The 17,348-nt window shown below is 62.7% G+C and carries 13 protein-coding genes and 1 tRNA gene; 4 read left to right on the plus strand and 10 right to left on the minus strand.

All coding sequences use genetic code 11. From position 1 onward, the window contains the following. Positions 1-200: 200 nt before the first annotated feature. Positions 201-401, minus strand: coding sequence for a hypothetical protein (locus ACTO3O_RS09715; RefSeq protein ID WP_489739950.1), 201 nt, complete (start codon positions 399-401; stop codon positions 201-203). Here ACTO3O_RS09715 and ACTO3O_RS09720 point away from each other — a divergent pair. The 3 genes from ACTO3O_RS09720 (at position 372) to ACTO3O_RS09005 (ending at position 5,265) form a co-directional block, all read left to right on the plus strand. Then, complete coding sequence (locus ACTO3O_RS09720; RefSeq protein WP_489739951.1) at positions 372-881, plus strand: DUF6769 family protein; 510 nt, start codon at positions 372-374, stop codon at positions 879-881. The two genes, ACTO3O_RS09715 and ACTO3O_RS09720, sit on opposite strands and share 30 nt — an antisense overlap. A 136-nt stretch (positions 882-1,017) precedes the next feature. After that, on the plus strand, positions 1,018-2,154 hold the full coding sequence (locus tag ACTO3O_RS09000) for an efflux RND transporter periplasmic adaptor subunit (protein WP_298081019.1): 1,137 nt from the start codon (positions 1,018-1,020) through the stop codon (positions 2,152-2,154). A 12-nt stretch (positions 2,155-2,166) separates the two neighbouring features. Continuing rightward, on the plus strand, positions 2,167-5,265 hold the full coding sequence (locus ACTO3O_RS09005) for an efflux RND transporter permease subunit (RefSeq protein WP_297830490.1): 3,099 nt from the start codon (positions 2,167-2,169) through the stop codon (positions 5,263-5,265). A gap of 948 nt (positions 5,266-6,213) precedes the next feature. Here ACTO3O_RS09005 and ACTO3O_RS09010 read toward each other — a convergent pair. The 6 genes from ACTO3O_RS09010 to ACTO3O_RS09035 form a co-directional block, all read right to left on the minus strand. Beyond that, positions 6,214-6,405 carry a hypothetical protein gene (locus ACTO3O_RS09010; protein ID WP_294593491.1) on the minus strand — a complete coding sequence of 64 codons (192 nt, stop codon included), beginning with the start codon at positions 6,403-6,405 and terminating at the stop codon, positions 6,214-6,216. Positions 6,406-6,445: 40 nt separating this feature from the next. Continuing rightward, positions 6,446-7,933, minus strand: coding sequence for a hypothetical protein (locus tag ACTO3O_RS09015; protein ID WP_297832373.1), 1,488 nt, complete (start codon positions 7,931-7,933; stop codon positions 6,446-6,448). Positions 7,934-8,142: 209 nt separating this feature from the next. Beyond that, a tRNA-Met gene (locus tag ACTO3O_RS09020) sits at positions 8,143-8,216 on the minus strand. A gap of 145 nt (positions 8,217-8,361) precedes the next feature. Beyond that, a complete protein-coding gene (locus ACTO3O_RS09025; RefSeq protein WP_297832375.1) occupies positions 8,362-9,306 on the minus strand; it encodes a M28 family metallopeptidase in 945 nt (314 codons plus the stop codon). Positions 9,307-9,326: 20 nt separating this feature from the next. Continuing rightward, a complete protein-coding gene (locus ACTO3O_RS09030) occupies positions 9,327-11,420 on the minus strand; it encodes an OstA-like protein (RefSeq protein WP_297832378.1) in 2,094 nt (697 codons plus the stop codon). A gap of 48 nt (positions 11,421-11,468) precedes the next feature. Further along, the gene (locus ACTO3O_RS09035) at positions 11,469-11,786 is read right to left on the minus strand and encodes a 4Fe-4S dicluster domain-containing protein (protein WP_297832380.1); all 318 of its coding nucleotides are present in this window, start codon (positions 11,784-11,786) and stop codon (positions 11,469-11,471) included. Positions 11,787-11,827: 41 nt separating this feature from the next. Here ACTO3O_RS09035 and ACTO3O_RS09040 point away from each other — a divergent pair, with 41 nt between their 5' ends. Then, the gene (locus ACTO3O_RS09040; protein ID WP_297832382.1) at positions 11,828-12,043 is read left to right on the plus strand and encodes a hypothetical protein; all 216 of its coding nucleotides are present in this window, start codon (positions 11,828-11,830) and stop codon (positions 12,041-12,043) included. 1,155 nt (positions 12,044-13,198) lie between these two features. Here ACTO3O_RS09040 and ACTO3O_RS09045 read toward each other — a convergent pair. From ACTO3O_RS09045 to ACTO3O_RS09055, 3 genes are all read right to left on the minus strand, one after another. Further along, complete coding sequence (locus ACTO3O_RS09045) at positions 13,199-14,635, minus strand: peptidylprolyl isomerase (protein WP_297832800.1); 1,437 nt, start codon at positions 14,633-14,635, stop codon at positions 13,199-13,201. 18 nt (positions 14,636-14,653) lie between these two features. Further along, a complete protein-coding gene (locus tag ACTO3O_RS09050; RefSeq protein ID WP_297627466.1) occupies positions 14,654-15,538 on the minus strand; it encodes a hypothetical protein in 885 nt (294 codons plus the stop codon). Between the two features lie 77 nt (positions 15,539-15,615). Next, entirely contained in the window at positions 15,616-16,428 is an 813-nt protein-coding gene (locus tag ACTO3O_RS09055; RefSeq protein WP_297832803.1) for a CPBP family intramembrane glutamic endopeptidase, read from the minus strand. Between the last annotated feature and the right edge of the window lie 920 nt (positions 16,429-17,348).

Consider the following 17,348-nt stretch of genomic DNA (forward strand, 5'->3'; position numbering starts at 1 on the left):
CACCGTGCATCCCGTTCGTTTCGGAAGACCAACTGAACCCATGCTTGCCGAGACTCATTAGCTCGCCCGTAGTTCTTTCGCGGTAGCCCGGGGCGGTGCCGCTCGGCACTCGAAAGTTGGCCGTGTCTATCCCAGGCAATCGACCTGCTTCGGTCTCCATTTGGTGTAGACATAGCCAGTAGAAGAGGCTGTGCGTCCGTTTATTCCGAGAGGCAACGCAACTGAAAACCGTGGCCGCGATAATGCGCTCGACTCGGGTTGAGAGTCTGCGTGTTGAAGTCCAGATATCGCACCGTAGCGTCGCCCCTCGGCGTGCACGACCAACTATACCCGTAGCTGCCGACGTAGACCAGCGTCCCGAATAGGCCATGATGCCCGGGATCGCGGAAGCCCGGGGCCACCCGCACCGTGCTCGAAACTCGCTCGGTTTCCGAAAATCGCAAAATAATCCTATATTTGCATACCTCTTCACCTCTGACCACGTGAAACGAAAGACCTCCATAGCCTTTTTGAGCTGGGCCTTGTTCCTGCTGCTGGTCGTGCCCTTTGTGCCGCACCACCACCATGCCGGGGCCATGTGCCTGGAGGTCGAACACCGAGTCGGCGGCGATTCCGATCTCGCACATCCCCACGCCGGCCATGACGCCGACGACCGGAGCTCGTGTCTGGAAGAACAACGCTTCGTAGCCGGCGAAGATCATCGGACGACCCCCGATTTTTGGATGCCGATTTGCGGCGGATGCTGGCATTGTGCTGAATCCCATCGAATTAAGGACATATCCTCTTTCGTCTTTTATGACAGCCCTCTCTTTTTGTGGGCCAGCGACGGCGTGCTGAGCCACCGCGTTCGGCGCGGGCCTCCGGCAGTTTTTCAGTCCTGAAAAGATTCCTTTCGCATTTCTTGAAAAATGTACCTTATTCCTCTGATAAATAGAGGAGTAAGGTAGAGTCCGTCTATATTATCCATCTCCAGCGATGAAGACCTTATTATTCGTTCGAAAATCCCTATTTTTCCTCTTGGCAGCCGGTTGTGCAGCCTGCGGAACCCCCGCCCACGACCACCCTGCCGAAACCGCCGACGAGCACGACCACCCCGTCGAAACCGCTCCTGCCGACGCCGACGAACACGACCATCCCGGCGAAGTCGGCTTCACCCGCGCCCAGGCCGCAGCCGCCGGACTCGAAGTCGAGACCGTCTCGCCGGCACCCTTCGCCGCCGTCATTCCCGTCGGCGGCCAGCTCCAGTCTCCCGCCGGCGACGAACAGACCATCGCCGCCCCGTCCAGCGGCATCCTCTACTTTACCGATCCCTCGCTGACCGAAGGCTCCGCCGTGCGTGCCGGCGCGACCCTCGCCTCCATCTCCGGCGAGACCCTCCTCGACGGCGACCCCGTCCAGCGCGCCGCCCTGAACTTCGAAGCCGCCGAACGCGAATATCGCCGCGCCGAAACCCTGCTGGCCGACACCCTCCTCTCCGCCCGGGAGTTCGACGCCATCCGCGCCCGCTACGAAGCCGCCCGAGCCGCCTGGCGCGGGCAGGCACAGCGCATGACCGCCCGCGGACTCGCCGTGCCCGTTCCCATGAACGGCTACCTCAAGAGCCGCCTCGTCGGGCAAGGCGAATACGTCTCCGTCGGCCAGCCCATCGCCGTCGTGGGGCGGAACCGTCGGCTGCAACTGCGCGCCGACCTGCCCGAACACGCCTTCCGCTCGCTGAGCGCCATCCGGAGCGCCCATTTCCGCACCGCCTACGACGACACCGTCCGGCGCCTCGCCGACCTCGACGGCCGCCTGATCTCCACCGGCCAGGCCGCCGACGGAGCCTATATCCCCCTCGTCTTCGAATTCGAAAACCCCGGCGACCTCCTGCCCGGCTCCTTCGTCGACGTCTACCTCCTCGCCCGGCCGCGCGAAGAGGCCATCACCGTTCCCCTCTCCGCCCTGACCGAAGAGCAGGGCCTTCGGTTCGTCTATCTCCAGCTGGAAGACGAAGTCTTTAAGAAACAAGAGGTTAAAGTAGGGCAGAACGACGGCTCCCGCGTCGAGATTCTCAGCGGGATCGAGCCCGGCGACCGCGTCGTGACCCGCGGCGCCTATCAGGTGAGACTCGCCGGCGCCTCGGCCGCCATCCCCGCCCACACCCACAACCACTAATCTCCGTCCGTCATGCTCAATAAAATCATCCGATTTTCGCTCGACAACCGCCTCGCCGTGCTTGTCATGTCGGTGCTGCTGCTCGTCGGCGGCCTTTACACCGCCTCGCGGATGGAGGTCGACGTCTTTCCCGACCTGAACGCCCCCACCGTTGTCGTCATGACCGAAGCCCCCGGAATGGCCCCCGAAGAGGTCGAACGCCTCGTCACCTTCCCCGTCGAGACCGCCGTGAACGGATCGCCCGACCTGCGCCGCGTGCGCTCCTCCTCCACCACCGGATTCTCCGTCGTTTGGGTCGAATTCGACTGGGGAACAGATATTTACCGTGCCCGTCAGATCGTCTCCGAGCGGCTCGCCGCCGTGCGCGAGTCGCTTCCGCCCGAGGTCGGCAACCCGACCCTCGGGCCCCAGTCCTCCATCCTCGGCGAGCTGATGTTCGTCGCCCTCACCGCCGACACCACCTCCCTGCAAGAGCTCCGGACGCTCGCCGACTGGAGCGTCCGGCCGCGGCTGCTGGCCGTCGGCGGCGTGGCCCAGGTCGCCGTGCTCGGCGGTGAAGTCAAAGAGTACCAGATCCTTCTCTCGCCCGCCCGGATGCGGCACTACGGTGTCGGGCTCGACGAAGCCTACGCCGCCGTGCAGAACATGAACCGCAACGTCTCCGGCGGGATATTGTACGAATACGGCAACGAATACATCGTCCGGGGACTCCTCTCGACCGACGACCCGCAGGCCCTCGGCTCCGCATGGGTCAAACAGAGCCCCGACGGTCGTCCCGTCCGGCTGCGCGACATCGCCGACGTCCGGATCGGGAACCGCTCGCCCCGCACCGGCGTCGCCTCGTACCGCACCGAACCCGCCGTGATTCTGACCCTCTCGAAACAGCCCCAGGTCGGCACCGTCGAGCTCACCGAGCGCGTCGACCGCGCGCTGGCCGAGTTGCAGCATAGCCTGCCGCCCGACGTTCGGCTCTCGACCGACATCTACCGCCAGGAGCGCTTCATCGAGAGCTCCATCGACAACGTCCAACGCTCTCTGTACGAGGGCGGTATCTTCGTCGCCGTCGTGCTCTTCCTCTTCCTGATGAACCTCCGGACGACCGTCATCTCGCTCGTGGCTATTCCCGTGGCGCTCGTCGTGTCGATCCTGATGCTGAAGCTCCTCGGGCTGACCCTCAATACCATGAGCCTCGGCGGGATGGCCATCGCCATCGGCTCGCTCGTCGACGACGCCATCGTCGACGTCGAGAACGTCTTCAAGCGGCTGCGCGAGAACCGCGCCCGGCCCTCCGGAGAGCGGCGACCTGTGCTGACCGTTATTTTCGAAGCCTCGCGCGAGGTGCGGATGCCCATCCTGAACTCCACCCTCATCATCATCGTCAGCTTCGTCCCCCTCTTCTTCCTGACCGGGATGGAGGGGCGGATGCTCGCCCCGCTCGGCGTGGCCTTTATCACCGCCCTGTGCGCCTCGACCCTCGTGGCCCTGACCCTGACCCCCGTGCTGTGCAGCTACCTCCTGGGGAGTCGGCGCGAGAACGGTCGCCTCGAGCGCGAACCCTTCGTGGCCAGACACTTGAAGCGTCTCTACCTGCGGATGCTCGGTTGGGCCCTGCGCCACCGGGCGTGGGTGCTCGGGGTGACCGGCGTGGCCTTCGTCGGAGCCGTCGTCCTCTTCGCCGGCCTCGGTCGGAGCTTCCTGCCCCCCTTCAACGAGGGGTCGTTCACCATCAACGTGAGCACCCTGCCGGGGATTTCGCTCGACGAGTCCGACCGGATCGGCCGCCGCGTCGAAGAGACCCTGCTTTCGATTCCCGAGATACAGACCGTGGGGCGCAAGACCGGCCGGGCCGAGCTCGACGAACACGCCCTCGGGGTGAACGACTCGGAGATCGAGGCCCCCTTCGTGCTCGCCGACCGGTCGAAAGAGGCCGTCCAGGCCGAGATTCGCGAGCGGCTCGGCGCGATTCCGGGGATCAACGTCGAGGTCGGCTCGCCCATCACCCACCGCATCGACGCGATGCTCTCCGGGACGCGGGCCAGTATCGCTATCAAGCTCTTCGGGCCGGATTTGAAACGGCTCTACACCCTCGGCAACCGGATTCGCGAGGCGGTCGAGGGGGTCGGAGGGCTGGCCGATCTGAATGTCGAACAGCAGGTCGAACGGCCTCAGTTACAGATCGAACCGAATCGCGAGATGCTGGCTCGGTACGGGATTTCGTTGCCCGCGTTCGCGCAGCTGGTGAATGTGATGTTGGCAGGCGAGGCGGTCTCGACGGTCTATGAGGGCGACCGTTCGTTCGACCTGACCCTGAAAGTGGACGACGCGGGCCGGGCGACGGCCGATCGGATCGGCGACCTGACGGTGGATGCCGGAGGCCGGAAAGTACCTCTGCGCCAGCTGGCTACGATTCGTTCGTCGATGGGGCCCAACACGATCAACCGCGAGAATGTCTCCCGGAAGCTGGTCGTGTCGGCCAACGTGGCGGGGCGCGATCTTCGGAGCGTGGTGCAGGAGATTCGGCAGGCGATCGACGCGGAGGTCGAGCTGCCGGAGGGCTACCGCATCGAGTACGGGGGCCAGTTCGAGAGCGAGCAGGCCGCTTCGCGGACCCTGCTGCTGACTTCGGTGTTGTCTGTGCTGGTGATTTTCCTGCTGTTGTTCAATCAGTTCCGGAGCGTGAAGCAGTCGGCGGTCATCTTGTTGAACTTGCCGTTGGCGTTGATCGGCGGTGTGTTTGCGGTGTGGGTGACGGGGGGTGTGATCAGCATTCCGGCGATCATCGGTTTCATCTCGCTGTTCGGCATCGCGACCCGGAACGGGATGTTGCTGATCGCGCGTTATAACGACCTTCGATTGTCGGGGATGTCGTTGATGAATAGTGTGATACAGGGCTCTGCCGACCGGCTGAATCCGATTCTGATGACGGCCCTGACCTCGGCTTTGGCGTTGATTCCGTTATCGTTGGGGGGCGACCTGCCGGGGAACGAGATTCAGAGTCCGATGGCGGATGTGATTTTAGGCGGTTTGTTCACCTCGACCTTTTTGAACGGCTTCGTGATCCCGATCATGTATCTGCTGACGAGCCGTCCCGACCGTTCGCAGGCCGATTGATGGTGGCCGTGTTACTTGGGGCCCCGGCAGCTTAAGGATGCGCAGCATCCGTCTAAAGACGCGCGGACAAAGAACAAGGCCGCGGTTTTGTGCATGCGGGTAGATCCGGCCAAAGCATCCCGTAGGGATGCGCTCTAAAGTCTTTTTGGTTCTTTTTCTTCAGAAAAAGAACGGTACTATCCGGGTCAAAGCTCAACCGCGCGCGACCGCTGAAGTAGGAAATCATTCAAACGCGTAGTTCGCGTTTGAATAAGATTTCCGCCAGCGCGCGGACAAAGAACGGTGCGCGAAAACCGTCGCCCGCCCGCCTAAGAGAGGGATTTCGCTCATTTTGCGGTGAGCAAAATCGAGATGAAATCCCAGCGGGCGACGGAAAAAGTGGCGGAGCGAAAGCGGAGCCGCAGTGAGGCAGACACGGGGGGAAAAACTGGGCTGTGCTTTTGGGTGAGCTTTGGGCTGTTCCATTGGCTGGGCCTTGGGCATTGCTCTTGCGACCCGTAGGGTCGCGCAGTTCGCCGCCACCCCCTGCGGCGGGCTGCAACTCGTCGGAGCTCGTTGCTGCTCTCCGCTGGCGGCGAACTGTTGTCGCGCCCAGCACGAATGTGCCGAGTCCGGCGACGCTTTAGGGTCGCGTGGGGCCGCGCCGTTGGCCGAGCTTTTGCGGTTCGTAGAACCGCCGGGCTTGCGCGCTGGGCCGTTCGGCCCACCCCCGGAGCGCGCAGCCCGAAACCGAAAGACAGATTTCTCATAAAAGGGGGTAATGCTCTTGCGACTCGCAGAGTCGCGCGGGCCGCCCGTGGGCAGGCGCCGGCCCGCAATACGCCGCTTCGCGTCGAAAATTGCGATACCTCCCGGGCGTCCGACCCGCTAAGGTCAAACAAAAGTAGGGTAGAGGCTGCCAGTTGTTAGGGTAGCTCCAGCCCCTTGCCCCCCGCGGGCCCGCGGCGTTTATTCCGAGAGGCAGCGCAACTGAAAACCGTGAGCGCGGTAGTCCGAGAGGCTGGGATCGAGGTACTGCGAACGGAAATACAACTCCAGGCCGCGGATACCGCTCGAGGCGGCAGACCAGCTGTACCCGTGGTTGCCGACGCCGTTCAGCGCGCCCGAGGGGTAGTATCGGAAGCCCGGGGCGCGCTGCAAAAAGCGATATCCTGAAAAGACACCCCGATAAAAACTCCTCTCAGAACCTCCGAGCTGTGCCCCGGCCGTTGCGGAAAATGCGCCGGTGGTATGTCCGCCCCGTGCGTTTGTCGAAGAGGCCGTAAATCGCTCCGTCCGGAACCCCGGCCACTGAATAGATCAGACCGTCCTCCGACCCGCCGGGACGGTGGACAATCGGATGCCCGCACTCCCGCCAATCCCACCCCGTCCAATACGCAACATAGTAGTGATTCGGGTTCAGCGTGTCCCGCTCGGCTTCCCGAATCAACGGCGTCAGATCGATCGTCACCAACCGGTCCAGGTTCGGTTCGTGGTACTGTAGATTGCTCCTCGGATCGAGCCGGAACGGTCGCCCCGCCGGCCGCACCGATCTCCCGTCCGTAAGCACCGGCAGGTAGAGAATCCCCCGTCCGATCTCCCGGAAAAGAGCCACTTTCCCCTCCCGCCTTTCCGCCCACACCGCCGGCCGCCAGCGCTCGTTGCTGAAGACCGCCAGCGCCGCCCGCTCATCCGGCCCCGCCACCGAGTCGAACGCCACCCGCGGGTTCGAAGTCGCCACATACTCCCCCGTCACCGCCCGGAAATAGGGCTGTCCGAAGCGTCGCGCCGCCTCCGCCGACCGATCGAACTCCATGCGGTAGATCCGCGGCGGCCCCGCCGCCAGCCACTCCCCCGTGTCCAGCAGCACCGGATTGCCCAGTTCGTCGAAATAGACCGTCTCGACATGCCCCCCGTCCGACGTGCCCCACACCGGAATCATATCCTTCGTCGCCGCAATCCCCATCGCCCGCAGCGCCAGCACGAAGATGTCCGCCGCCGAGTTGCACTCGCCCCGTCCGCACGCCATCGCCTCCTCGGGCGTGAACGCCGGTTTCAGCATCAACGCCTCCGGATGGAACCCGAACCACTTCCGGACATCCCGGATAATCAGCCGCGCCACACCCCGTATATCTTTCCGCCCCGCCATCGTGTCGATCATCGGTTCGTAGCGCGTGCGGAAGAACGTCCGCCAGTCCGTGAGCTCTTCGGTGTCGATCCGGTAGGGGAGCACGTAGCGTATAAAAACGGAGTCGGAGTAGTGCCGCGCCCACGGATACCGTTCCCTGGCGTCGAACGCCAGGTCGATGTTTCGGATCAGGTAGTCCGCCGTCATCGCCTCCTCGTCGTTTTCGGTGCGGTAGCGCACCGCCAGCCCAAGCGAGTCGAGCGCCGTCCGATAATTGCTTCCGGTGATTTCGGGCCGGTAGATCGAATAGTCCGATACCTCGCCCGTCCGCCTCTGCACGAGGTCGAACGTGCGTGTGGCGTGCCCCCGGAGGTTTTCGAGGAGGAACCTCGCCGCCTCGGCCCGCAGCGGGTCGTCGGCATAGTGCTCCGCCACCCGGTGCATCTCCGGATTTCCGGTCGCTTCGGCCGCCGAGCGCAGCCGTCTGCCCGGCGTGTCGCATCCCGCCATCAGCCACCCGACGATGCAGCCGATTCCGATAGTCAGTAGATTTTTCACCATATCGAACGTTTGAAATTTGCCTGAAAACCGTTTCGTTTCTTGAAGTAGGTTTACTAAAAGATCGAAACTATTACAAATTTAATGAAAAATCGCATTTAATGCGTTGGATGGGGCGGCGGAGAGCGGATTTTCCCGGAGCGGAGGGGCCGGATGGTTTCCGCCAAACAGAAAAGGGTTGCAAAGTAATTTGCAACCCTTTGAGAATCAAGTAGCGAGAGAGAGACTTGAACTCTCGACCTCATGATTATGAATCATGCGCTCTAACCAGCTGAGCTACCTCGCCAAATAAATTTGTGCCTCCCCTTTGTCGGAAGACGGTGCAAAGGTAATGCGTTCGTTTCGAATTTCCAAACCCTATGCCTTCTTTTTTCGCGCCCGACCCGCCGGAGGCTCCCCGGGTGCGGAAACCGCCCGCCCGGCGAGGAGCCTTACTCCACGTAGGCCATCCGCCAGATCAGGTACCACGACGAACGAGCGATGTCCAGCAGTTTCGGGTAGTTGATCCGATCCGGCGTGTCGTTCGGCGTGTTGTAGTCCGGATGGCCGTCCGTGTGGTACCACGCGATCGGAATGCCCGCGCGGGCGAACGGCGTGTTGTCGCTCCCGCCGATCGTTCGGTCGCACGGACGGAAATCCGCCTCCACTTCAGTCAGCCCGCCCGCCTTGACCGATTCGGCGTACCAGGTCTTCAGTTCCGGTTTGGCCGACGTGTAGAAGTAGCGGAACAGACGCGGCCGCGCCTCGTCCGTGTTGCGTCCCACCATGTCGAAGTTGATGTAGCAGTCGATCCGCGCCGTGTCCGCCCCCAGTCGCGAGACGTAGTGCCGCGAGCCTTGCAGGCCGCGCTCTTCGCCGTCCCAGAAGGCGAGGATCAGCGTGTGTGCCGGCTGGGTTCGCGTCGCCGCAGCGGCCCGGGCCAGCTCCAGGAGCACCGTCACGCCGCTGGCGTTGTCGTCCGCGCCCGGAAAGACGCGTCCGTCGCGCCGCCCCTCGTGGTCATAGTGCGCGCCGACGATCACCTGCCGGGTGGTATCCCGTCCCGGAATCTTGACCAGAATATTCCGCAACGCCTCGCCTTTTCTGCCCGTAAACGGTTGTTCCGTAATCTGTTGCGAGTATCCCATCTGTTCCAGCTCCGAGCGGATGTATTGCCCGGCGATCCGCCCTTCGACCGATCCGGCGAGTCGGCCTCCCATTTCGTCCGAGGCCAGAAAACGCAGCGAGGCTTCGGCATTCCGGCGGGTGATGGCTTCGAGTCCGCGTCGATACTCTTTCCGGGGTTTCGGCGAAGCTTCGGCCGGTGCGGCCATGCCGGTGGCGAGCGTGGCTCCGCAGAGGGCCCAGCACAGGAGGGTGATATGTAAGAATTTCATGGTCAATTTATTGTGTGGTTCTATTGGTAGAGCAGGGTGGAGGTGTTGAAGATGTCGAGCGTCACCCACAGCGGTTCGTTGCGATCCCGCCAGGTGCCGCTTTCGATCAGCCGCTGGCGCGTCTGCCGGAACCGTTCTTCGATCGGGAAGGCCGGCTGGGCATACCCCTCCGCCTCGCGCCGCTGCGAGGGCCGTACCGACCGGTCGGTGATGTCGTACCGTCCGGTCGGTTTCCGTTCCGGTTCCCAGCTGAATCCCTTGAGCTGCAGTGACTGACCGGCCGGCACCTTGTCCAGCGGGTCGACGTATCCGTCGCCCGCGCCGCCCCAGTTGAAGTTCACCGGCTCCTGGTCTTCGAAGTCGATGGTGAGGCTGGCGGACGAGACGACGTACATCTCGTCCGGCGGCAGGCTGTCTTGCCCCGTGAAGTAGTAGTTGATGACGTTCCCGGTCATGATGGCCCGATGAATCTCGTTCTCGCGGAACCACGCCTGCAGGAAGCGCCCCTCGGCCTGGTTGAAGAGCGTGTCGGAGTGTTCGGCCTTTTGGGTGATGAACGGCGAGCCGATGAATTCGGCGTAGTCGATCTCGCCGTCGCGGCTGAAGAGCTCGATGCGATCCGCCGTGAGCTGGTTGTCGCCGTTCCAGATAATCGGCCGTCCGTAGAGAATCGCCATCGAGTCCACCGAGTAGGCCGTCAGCGAGTCGCAGACTCCCTGTACGTCCGTCCGCCACAGTTTGACGTGATGCCGTCCGCGGACGACCCGTTCGAGCGAGTCTTTTCGCGGTGCCGTCCCCGATGAATCGGGCAATAAGCGGGTCGAGTCGATCCCGAGGCCGACGGTCGAGTCCGGTGCTTCCGGCATCGGCGGCTCTTCGGCTCCGATCGCCGCCGCCCGCCGGATCCTGCCCGCTGCTGTGGTCGAATCCGCCGCAGCAACAGCCGCAATCGCCAAGCTGTCCGTCTGAACGGTGCGTGTCGTCGAGTCTCCCGGCACGTTGTGTTTCAGCCCCGGTTTCGACAGCCCCGGCCCATAGGTGTGGAAGAACATCGTGTCGGCCCGCGCAAAGGTGGAGTCCGGTGCCGGCCGTTCCGCCCGGGGCAAAGAGTCGGTCATCCATAGCGTCGAGGAGTCCGGAGCCGGCTCCGCCACGCTGTCGTAGAGGATCACGGCCGGTCGTGCCGTGAGCATCCCGTTGCTCAGCGAGTCGTCGTAGAAGCCGTAGTCGCCCAGCCCGATCGCCCGTTGGGCGGTGTCGAGCATCTGGATGTTGCGGCGCAGGGTCACCCGCCTCCCGACGCTTTCGTAGTCCATCGTGTCGGCCCAGAACTCCTGGTCGGCGGTCATGGCGTAGGCGTTGCGCGTGAAGTGGTAGGTCTGGGTCGCGCGCACGTACTGCCCGCGATCCGCGGTGAGGAAGTCGCGCTCCTGATCCCAAATATAGGTCTTCGCGAGGAACGTAACGATCTCGTTGTTCAGGTCGTATCCGATCGAGTCGGTGCGCATCCGGTAGTCGGTGTTGCGCATGGCGACGTGTCCGGCGAAGGTAATGAGGGCCGAGTCGCCGTAGTAGATCCCGCGATCGGACTCCATGAGGTTGTCGCGCAGGAAGATGACTCCTCCCCGGTCGTATTTGCCGACGTTGGTGCGTGTGTCGAACTCCATTTCGTCGTAGACCCACATGGTGGCCTCTCCGTTGACGAGTTTCAGGAGGGGGGAGTAGACTTTGGCGAGGTTGGTGTGTCCGTCGTAGCTGGCGCGGTCGCCGTAGATGAAGGTGGAGTCTTTGTTGATGATGACGTTCCCGAAGCACTCCATACGGTATTCGTCGTACCGCCGTGCGCTGTCGCACTGGATGAAGGCTCCGTTGTGGTGGAAGGCGACGTGGTCGTTGAGGTAGAGGACGGTGTCGTTCGGCCCGCGTTTGGCCATCAGGTCGCCGTAGTAGTTGACGATGGCTTTTTCGCCGTTTGTTTCAGCGCCGTCGTTCCGGGACTGTGCCGTCGTTGGGGTCGCTGTTCCGGCTTGGACTGCGCCGCCGCGCGAGGTGCCGAACGGGACGAGGAAAAAGGCGGCGGCGAGGGCGGCGATCAGGTATCGTGTCGTGGGCATAGTGGGTTTCGGGTCGGTTCTTCGATGTGTGGGGCAGGGCCTGCGGGTTTACAAGGTTTCCAGCAGGGTGTGCACCACGGCTCGGGTATTGACTCCTCTGGGGCAGACCATCCGGCATTTTCCGCAGAGCATGCACGCTTTGAGTGCGTTTTTCGCGGCTTCGTATTGTCCTCGTCTGATCCAGTGCTGGACTTTGCGGAGGCTGAAGGGGGCGAATTGTCCGGCGGTGCAGGTGGCGGTGCAGCTGCCGCAGCCGATGCAGAGCAGGGTAGTGGGTTCCCGTCGGATGATGCGGTCTCGGAGCGCGGGGTCTATCCGGTCGAGGTAGATGGCGCGCGGGGCGTTGATGGTGAATCCGAAGTCCATGGTTTGTCGGGTGTTAGGCGAGTTGTCGGGTCTGTGTTTTTTTGGGGTGTGCCTCCGCCCCGGGCTACCGCGACTTCGGTCGCGCGGGCTATGAGGGTGTAGCAAGGAGCGTCGGCAACCACGGGTACAGTTGGTCGTGTACGCCGGTGACGGGCGGTGTCACGGTGCGGTATTTGGGCTTCTACATGCAGGAGCTCGGCCCCGGCAGCGCGCACAATCGCGGCCACGGTTTTCAGTTGCGTTGCCTCTCGGAATAAACGCGCCCACAGGGCGTTTTACTGGCAGCCTCTACCCTGTATTGCGTTTACTGCGGTTCGCAGAACCGCGCGGGCCGGACGCCTCTCCCTCGGGAGGGACGCACAGCGTCTTTTACTGGCCGCCTCTACCCCATGACAGTACCTCCCGAGCGTCTGACCTCCCAAAGCACAGCCAATTCTCTGCCCCAATTCTGTCGGGTTCGGGCCGCGCGCTCCCCGGGTGGGCCGAAGGCCCAGCGCGCAGGCCCGGCGACCTAAAGGTCGCACGAGCACCGCACCCATTCACCGCCTAAAGCTCTCGGTTTCGGCCTGTCGCCCACCCCCCGAGCGGCTTCGCCGCTGGGCGACAGGGCCGGCGGTTCAAAGAACCGCGCTACTCGCTTTCAGTTCAAGCGGGTCGAAGCCTGCGGGGGTTGGGGTAGAGGCTGGCAGCAAAAGACGCTGTGCGTCCCTCCGCGGTCGGAGGCTTCGGCCCGCGCGACCCCAAAGGGTCGCAAAAGCTCGGTCAACAGCTCGGCCCAGCGCGGGGGGGAGAAAAAAAACGGTTTTCGCGCCCAAAGAACAGCACGGTACAAAGCTCGCTCCAGTTCTTCGCCCCGTGTCCGCCTCACTGCGGCTCCGCTTTCGCTCCGCCGGTGCCGCTCGGCACTCGAAAGATGGGTGTGTCTACTCCTAAACGTCGCCCGCGGCAATTCTTGCCGGATTGGCCGAGTGCCAACCGGCAGAATATGCCCTTTAAAGCGGGCGGGCGACGGAGTTTTGCACGCCATTCTTTGTTCGCGCGCCTTGGGAAATCTTGTCAAAACACGCAAGCGAGTTTTGACAAGATTTCCCTTTTTAGGCGTGGCGCGCGGCTGTACCTACGGGAGGGTACTGCGCTCGGGCCGCGCGGGCCCCACATCCCGTGGACGGGAAATGCTTGCGCATTTCAACTGGCCGCCTCTACCCCCGTTCTTTGGCCGCGCGTTGGCGGGAATCTTATTCAAACGCAAATCATGCGTTTAAATGATTTCCTTTTCCAGCAGTCGCGCGCGGTTAGGCTAAGCAGGAATAGTAACGACCGCCCGCCATGACGCGAACGCGTCAGCCGCGCAGGCCCCGCTTGCTCGCGGTGGGCAATGGGCAGCCTTGGCAACGCCCAGGCGCGGCACCCCGCTACTCCCGAATCCACTTCCGCTCGAACTGCAACCCCCGATATTCCGGCGCGATCCAGACGTACATCTTGCCGATCATCTCGTTGAGCCACTTGTCCAGCGTCCGGTTCTGCTTGTCCTGGAGCGCCACATCCTCGATGATTTCGTAGTCCTGTGCCAGGCTCGCCGCGTGCGTCGGGATCACCTCGTTGAGCCGCACTATCTTGTAGAGCGTGTTCCCGTTCGCCCGGTCGATCGTTTCGAACGGCGCCGAGACCTCGCCCGGCTGCAACCGCGACAGAGCCCGGTAGTCCATCGGGTCGAGCGCATCCTTCATGTAGCGCGGATTGGCGTACTTCGTGTCGAAATTCTCCCGTGCCTCCTTCGCATTGAACACCACCCCGCCGTTTCGGTTCGTCTGGGCATCCATCGAGTAGAGCCCGACCGCCTCTTCGAACGCCTTTTTGTCCGTTCCGATCTCCCGGGCCAAGCTGTCGAGGAGTTTCAGTTCGCGCTCCGTCTCCTCGACCGTGAACTGCGGTTTGAGCAGGATCTGGCGGAAGTGCAACAGGTTGTCGCGCCGCGAGATCAGCTCCACGATGTGGTATCCGTACTCCGTTTCGATCACCTCCGAGACCATCCCCGGCTTCAGGTTTTCGAGCGCCTCGACGATCGGATAGACCAGCTGGTTGGCATCCCCCGGCCCCCATTCTCCGCCGCTGCGTGCCGTCCCCGGGTCCATCGAGTAGAGCCGCGCCAGCGCCCCCAGCTTTTCGCCCGCCAGAATCCGGCGGCGGAATTCGAGCAGCCGCTGCCGCACCTCGAACTTACGCTCCTCCGTGGCCGGCGGCAGCCGCACGATCTGGGCGTAGACGTACTGTTCCGGGATCAGCTCCATCGAGTCGAGCGGCACTTTGCCGAAGAAGTCCGCCACCTCGGCATACGTCACCGTCACCTTTTTCATCACGTCGCTCTGCATCAGGCTGGCCAGCTGCATGTCTTCGGCCGCCTTTTTCAGGTCGTCCTTGATGGCGTAGATCTCCTTGCGGAACCTCTTTTCGAGCGCCTTGACCGATCCCGCTTCGAGCACCAGTTGCTGGATTTGAGCCTCGATCTGCGCTTCGAGTCCGCCGGGGAGCTCCTTGTCGAGCGAGTCGGCCCGGGCCTGTTCCGAGAGGAGTTTCACGATGAGCAGGTTCTCCAGCGCCTCGTCGCGAGCCGGCCGGTCGGTGATCGTACCCGTCATGGCACGCGCCCGTACCGTTTCGTTGGTGGCCTCTTCGAGGTCGGAGAGGAGGATCTGGCTGTTTCCCACCACCGCCACGACCTCGTCGGCAATGGTTTGCGGAAGGACGTGCGCCGTAGAGTCCGTCGCCGGCGCCGCGAGCGCTGCTCCCCGGCCTGAAGCGAGCACGAGCGCGCCCAGCAGCAGTGAGGTCGAAAAGTGTCTGAGTCTCATGTAGGAGAGAGAGGTTGATTATTCGCTGATTTTGATGTCGAACCGTCGGTCGTTCCGGGCCGAGGCGTAGAGGCTGTCTTCGAGGTGCCTGAGCAACTCCTGCCGCCGCCGGTTGAGGATGATTTTACGGATATTTTCCGTTTCGCGTTCCCTGGGCGAGTAGTCTCCGCTGGGCCGGAAGAGGTCGATGGCCAGCATGTATTTGTATTCGTCGTCCTCGACGTCGTAGTAGCGGTGCGTCCGGAGGAAGTCGTCGAAGTTGCTCTGCGAGAAAGGGATATGCTGGATCACGGTGCTGAAGTCCGTCCACTCGGTGCTGAAGTCGTCCGTCCGGTATCCGTTTTTGTGACAGATGTTGAGGAAGTCGTTCCGGTCGTTTTCGTTTTCGGATCGGAACATCTCTTCGAGCTTTTTGCTCTGCCTGAGTCCGGCCGGAATCCTTGCGATGCGTGCCTTGACGATCGGCCCGGCGAGCCGGAATCCGTTCCGGTTCGCGTCATAGTATTCGGTGATCTGCTCCGCCGTGACCGCCGTGTCGAGCCGCTGCCCGACCCACTCCTGTTCGTAGCGGTAGGTGAGCAGCGCGCCGCGATACTCGGCCACCCGGGCCTCGATATCCTGGGTCTGTTCCGAGAAAGCCTCCTCTGCCGCGGCGCTTTTGATCTCCTTGCGCACCCAGTTTTCGGCAATGGCCTGCAACGCCGCCACGCTGTCCCGTGCCGTGAGCCCCGGTTCGATGAGTCCGGCGATGTCGCTGGCATAGAGTTTCCGGTTTCCGACCGAGGCGATGACCTCGCCGCGATCGGCGTTGTAGAGTTTGAGTTTGTTGCAACTCGGGGCGCCGATCGCCAGTCCGGCGAGCAGCAGCCCGGCGAGGCAGGTGCGTGTCGAGAGGTGTTTCACGGTGGTGTTACGATGTGGGCGCGCCCGAAGCGGGGAGCGCACTAACGAACAAAAATAGCGATTCTTTTGCGAAATCCCTAATCCCTCCGGGCGGAATCGCTCTTGGTGCGTTTGATGCGCCGCACGGCATAGGCCGCTGCGGCTGCCGCCAGCACGATCGAGAGGCCGTAGGCGGTGTACCATACGGGCCCTTCTCCGCCTCCGAGGAGCCGTTTTTCGATGCTTTCGCTTCCGAGGACGAAGCCTGCGAGGGTGGCGATGCCGTTGTTGATGAAGTGTACGGCGACGGCGCTGCCCAGCGATCCGGTGAAGTGGTAGATGCAGCCGAGGATCAGGCCGACGCAGCCGGCGTAGATCATCTGTTGGGGGATGAGGTGGATGGCGCCGAAGATGGCGGCGGCGATCAGGATTCCGGCTCCGGGCCCGACTCGTGCGACGAGGTTTTTCTGGATGATGCCGCGGAAGAGGAACTCTTCGAGGAGCGGCGCGGCGGCGACGGCGGTGATGACGGGCCAGAGTCCGCCCCTGAGGTAGTCGTCGAGCAGTCGGCTGTACTGGTCGGGCATCCGGTCGGTGATGGGTGTGAGGAGGATGCCTGTGGCGAAGAGGAGGATGACACCGACGAGGATAAAGGGCCCGTGGAGTTTCCACTTTTCGGGCCGGAAGGAGGGCATGAGCACTCCCCAGTGCCGTCTGATGGCGAGTGCGTAGCCGATGGTGACGGCGAAGCTGCCTACGTAGGCGATGAATTGGCGGAGTCCGGCGTTTCCGAGGTGGTCGAGTTGTCGGGCGAGGGCTCCGAGGAGCATGTTGGCGGCGCAGAAGAGGATCAGCAGGCTGAGGATGGGGAACCAGAGGCTTCGGTGTGTCGTGGTTTGGGGGTTTGGCATGAGGGGGGCGTTGAGGGGTTGTTTGTGTTCGCGTTTGCGTTGTTTGCGTTCACGTTTGCCCGGACAACGAGTGTCGGGGTGAAATTATTGTGTGCCTCAGGGTGTTTTTGTGCAGGGGCTGTTCACTTTTTGGGGTGCCTGAATAGAAATCCCCGCCCCGGGCTGGCGCAGCTATGCGGGTGGCGCGCCGGGTAGCATCGGTAACGCCGGGTACAGTTGGTCGCTTGCAGTTAAAGAGATCAACGGCCTGAACTTGAATTTCTTCGTGACGTGGCTCGATACCGGCAGCGCAGACCATCGTGCTTATGGTTTTCCGTTGCGTTGCCTCTCGGAATAAACGGGGTAGAGGCTGGTAGTTGAAATGCGTAAGCATTTCCCGTCCACGGGACGTGGGGCCCGGCCGGCCCGAGGGCAGTTTTAGGCGGGACAAAGCTCGACCGCGCGCCGCCGCCAAAAGAAGCGATTCAACTATTTCGGCGGTAGCCGAAATAGAATGAATCGCACAGGCGCGCGAATAAAGAATTGGGCTGAGCTGATTAAGCGATACGCAGTATCGCTCTGTCCCGCCGGGGTCACCCGGACGCCGCCCGCGCAGGGCAGTTTCATGCGGGTCAAAGCTCGACCGCGCGCCCCGCCAAAAGAAGCGATTCAACTATTTCGGCGGTAGCCGAATATAGATGAATCGCGCAAGGCGCGCGAACAAAGAATTGGGCCGTCGGCACTTTGAGGATGCGTCAGCATCCGTCTAAAGTTTTTTTGGTTCTTTTTGTGAACAAAAAGAACAGTCCCCTCAAACCAACGCGCACCGACGCCTAAACTAGGGAAATCGTCAAAATGTGCTAGCACGTTTTGACAAGATTTCCCCGGCGCGCACTAAGAACTGGGCCAAGCTGCTTAAGCGATACGCAGTATCGCTCCGT

The sequence above is a fragment of the Rikenella sp. genome (assembly GCF_056799795.1).